This is a genomic window from Streptococcus sp. GMD1S (assembly GCF_000296875.1).
Lineage (GTDB): Bacteria > Bacillota > Bacilli > Lactobacillales > Streptococcaceae > Streptococcus.
Genome location: NZ_AJQY01000340.1, coordinates 1 through 4,485, shown reverse-complemented (window position 1 = coordinate 4,485; position 4,485 = coordinate 1). Strand labels below are relative to the sequence as shown.

The 4,485-nt window shown below is 50.5% G+C and carries 1 tRNA gene and 2 rRNA genes; all 3 read left to right on the top strand.

Going from position 1 to position 4,485, the window contains the following annotated elements:
• Positions 1 to 1,344 (top strand): 16S ribosomal RNA (locus GMD1S_RS09995); the annotation flags it as partial.
• 51 nt (positions 1,345 to 1,395) lie between these two features.
• Positions 1,396 to 1,468: transfer RNA gene (locus GMD1S_RS09990), tRNA-Ala, on the top strand.
• A 122-nt stretch (positions 1,469 to 1,590) separates the two neighbouring features.
• A 23S ribosomal RNA gene (locus GMD1S_RS09985) occupies positions 1,591 to 4,485 on the top strand; the annotation flags it as partial.

Genomic DNA, 4,485 nt, shown 5'->3' with positions numbered 1-4,485 from the left:
TTAAAAGGTGCAATTGCATCACTACCAGATGGACCTGCGTTGTATTAGCTAGTTGGTGAGGTAACGGCTCACCAAGGCAACGATACATAGCCGACCTGAGAGGGTGATCGGCCACACTGGGACTGAGACACGGCCCAGACTCCTACGGGAGGCAGCAGTAGGGAATCTTCGGCAATGGACGGAAGTCTGACCGAGCAACGCCGCGTGAGTGAAGAAGGTTTTCGGATCGTAAAGCTCTGTTGTAAGAGAAGAACGAGTGTGAGAGTGGAAAGTTCACACTGTGACGGTATCTTACCAGAAAGGGACGGCTAACTACGTGCCAGCAGCCGCGGTAATACGTAGGTCCCGAGCGTTGTCCGGATTTATTGGGCGTAAAGCGAGCGCAGGCGGTTAGATAAGTCTGAAGTTAAAGGCTGTGGCTTAACCATAGTACGCTTTGGAAACTGTTTAACTTGAGTGCAAGAGGGGAGAGTGGAATTCCATGTGTAGCGGTGAAATGCGTAGATATATGGAGGAACACCGGTGGCGAAAGCGGCTCTCTGGCTTGTAACTGACGCTGAGGCTCGAAAGCGTGGGGAGCAAACAGGATTAGATACCCTGGTAGTCCACGCCGTAAACGATGAGTGCTAGGTGTTAGACCCTTTCCGGGGTTTAGTGCCGCAGCTAACGCATTAAGCACTCCGCCTGGGGAGTACGACCGCAAGGTTGAAACTCAAAGGAATTGACGGGGGCCCGCACAAGCGGTGGAGCATGTGGTTTAATTCGAAGCAACGCGAAGAACCTTACCAGGTCTTGACATCCCTCTGACCGCTCTAGAGATAGAGTTTTCCTTCGGGACAGAGGTGACAGGTGGTGCATGGTTGTCGTCAGCTCGTGTCGTGAGATGTTGGGTTAAGTCCCGCAACGAGCGCAACCCCTATTGTTAGTTGCCATCATTCAGTTGGGCACTCTAGCGAGACTGCCGGTAATAAACCGGAGGAAGGTGGGGATGACGTCAAATCATCATGCCCCTTATGACCTGGGCTACACACGTGCTACAATGGCTGGTACAACGAGTCGCAAGCCGGTGACGGCAAGCTAATCTCTTAAAGCCAGTCTCAGTTCGGATTGTAGGCTGCAACTCGCCTACATGAAGTCGGAATCGCTAGTAATCGCGGATCAGCACGCCGCGGTGAATACGTTCCCGGGCCTTGTACACACCGCCCGTCACACCACGAGAGTTTGTAACACCCGAAGTCGGTGAGGTAACCTTTTAGGAGCCAGCCGCCTAAGGTGGGATAGATGATTGGGGTGAAGTCGTAACAAGGTAGCCGTATCGGAAGGTGCGGCTGGATCACCTCCTTTCTAAGGATAAGGAACTGCACATTGGTCTTGTTTAGTCTTGAGAGGTCTTGTGGGGCCTTAGCTCAGCTGGGAGAGCGCCTGCTTTGCACGCAGGAGGTCAGCGGTTCGATCCCGCTAGGCTCCATTGGTGAGAGATCACCAAGTAATGCACATTGAAAATTGAATATCTATATCAAATAGTAACAAGAAAATAAACCGAAACGCTGTAGTATTAAAAGAGTTTATGACTGAAAGGTCAAAAAATAAGGTTAAGTTAATAAGGGCGCACGGTGGATGCCTTGGCACTAGGAGCCGAAGAAGGACGTGACAAACGACGATATGCCTTGGGTAGCTGTAAGTAAGCGATGATCCAGGGATTTCCGAATGGGGGAACCCAACAGGTACTACCTGTTACCCGCATCTGTTAAGGATGTGAGGAGGAAGACGCAGTGAACTGAAACATCTAAGTAGCTGCAGGAAGAGAAAGCAAAAGCGATTGCCTTAGTAGCGGCGAGCGAAACGGCAGGAGGGCAAACCGAAGAGTTTACTCTTCGGGGTTGTAGGACTGCAATGTGGACTCAAAGACTATAGAAGAATGATTTGGGAAGATCAGCCAAAGAGAGTAATAGCCTCGTATTTAAAATAGTCTTTGTACCTAGCAGTATCCTGAGTACGGCGGGACACGAGAAATCCCGTCGGAATCTGGGAGGACCATCTCCCAACCCTAAATACTCCCTAGTGACCGATAGTGAACCAGTACCGTGAGGGAAAGGTGAAAAGCACCCCGGGAGGGGAGTGAAATAGAACCTGAAACCGTGTGCCTACAACAAGTTCGAGCCCGTTAATGGGTGAGAGCGTGCCTTTTGTAGAATGAACCGGCGAGTTACGATATGATGCGAGGTTAAGTTGAAGAGACGGAGCCGCAGGGAAACCGAGTCTGAATAGGGCGCCTTAGTATCATGTCGTAGACCCGAAACCATGTGACCTACCCATGAGCAGGTTGAAGGTGCGGTAAGACGCACTGGAGGACCGAACCAGGGCACGTTGAAAAGTGCTTGGATGACTTGTGGGTAGCGGAGAAATTCCAAACGAACTTGGAGATAGCTGGTTCTCTCCGAAATAGCTTTAGGGCTAGCGTCGACATCAAGATTCTTGGAGGTAGAGCACTGTTTGGGTGAGGGGTCCATCCCGGATTACCAATCTCAGATAAACTCCGAATGCCAATGAATTATGGTCGGCAGTCAGACTGCGAGTGCTAAGATCCGTAGTCGAAAGGGAAACAGCCCAGACCACCAGCTAAGGTCCCAAAATAATTGTTAAGTGGAAAAGGATGTGGGGTTGCACAGACAACTAGGATGTTAGCTTAGAAGCAGCTATTCATTCAAAGAGTGCGTAATAGCTCACTAGTCGAGTGACCCTGCGCCGAAAATGTACCGGGGCTAAAACAATTTACCGAAGCTGTGGATACCTTTATAGGTATGGTAGGAGAGCGTTCTATGTGTGAAGAAGGTATACCGTGAGGAGTGCTGGAACGCATAGAAGTGAGAATGCCGGTATGAGTAGCGAAAGACAGGTGAGAATCCTGTCCACCGTAAGACTAAGGTTTCCAGGGGAAGGCTCGTCCGCCCTGGGTTAGTCGGGACCTAAGGAGAGACCGAAAGGTGTATCCGATGGACAACAGGTTGATATTCCTGTACTAGAGTATGTAGTGATGGAGGGACGCAGTAGGCTAACTAAAGCAGACGAATGGAAGTGTCTGTCTAATCAGTGAGGTGTGATATGAGTCAAATGCTTATATCTATAACATTGAGCTGTGATGGGGAGCGAAGTTTAGTAGCGAAGTTAGTGACGTCACACTGCCAAGAAAAGCTTCTAGCGTTTAAACATACTCTACCCGTACCGCAAACCGACACAGGTAGTCGAGGCGAGTAGCCTCAGGTGAGCGAGAGAACTCTCGTTAAGGAACTCGGCAAAATTACCCCGTAACTTCGGGAGAAGGGGTGCTGACTTTAGGTCAGCCGCAGTGAATAGGCCCAAGCAACTGTTTATCAAAAACACAGCTCTCTGCTAAATCGTAAGATGATGTATAGGGGGTGACGCCTGCCCGGTGCTGGAAGGTTAAGAGGAGTGCTTAGGAGTAATCCGAAGGTATGAATTGAAGCCCCAGTAAACGGCGGCCGTAACTATAACGGTCCTAAGGTAGCGAAATTCCTTGTCGGGTAAGTTCCGACCCGCACGAAAGGCGTAATGATTTGGGCACTGTCTCAACGAGAGACTCGGTGAAATTTTAGTACCTGTGAAGATGCAGGTTACCCGCGACAGGACGGAAAGACCCCATGGAGCTTTACTGCAGTTTGATATTGAGTGTCTGTACCACATGTACAGGATAGGTAGGAGTCTATGAGATCGGGACGCCAGTTTCGAAGGAGACGTTGTTGGGATACTACCCTTGTGTTATGGCCACTCTTAACCCGGATAGGTTATCCCTATCGGAGACAGTGTCTGACGGGCAGTTTGACTGGGGCGGTCGCCTCCTAAAAGGTAACGGAGGCGCCCAAAGGTTCCCTCAGAATGGTTGGAAATCATTCGCAGAGTGTAAAGGTATAAGGGAGCTTGACTGCGAGAGCTACAACTCGAGCAGGGACGAAAGTCGGGCTTAGTGATCCGGTGGTTCCGTATGGAAGGGCCATCGCTCAACGGATAAAAGCTACCCTGGGGATAACAGGCTTATCTCCCCCAAGAGTTCACATCGACGGGGAGGTTTGGCACCTCGATGTCGGCTCGTCGCATCCTGGGGCTGTAGTCGGTCCCAAGGGTTGGGCTGTTCGCCCATTAAAGCGGCACGCGAGCTGGGTTCAGAACGTCGTGAGACAGTTCGGTCCCTATCCGTCGCGGGCGTAGGAAATTTGAGAGGATCTGCTCCTAGTACGAGAGGACCAGAGTGGACTTACCGCTGGTGTACCAGTTGTCTTGCCAAAGGCATCGCTGGGTAGCTATGTAGGGAAGGGATAAACGCTGAAAGCATCTAAGTGTGAAACCCACCTCAAGATGAGATTTCCCATGATTTTATATCAGTAAGAGCCCTGAGAGATGATCAGGTAGATAGGTTAGAAGTGGAAGTGTGGCGACACATGTAGCGGACTAATACTAATAGCTCGAGGG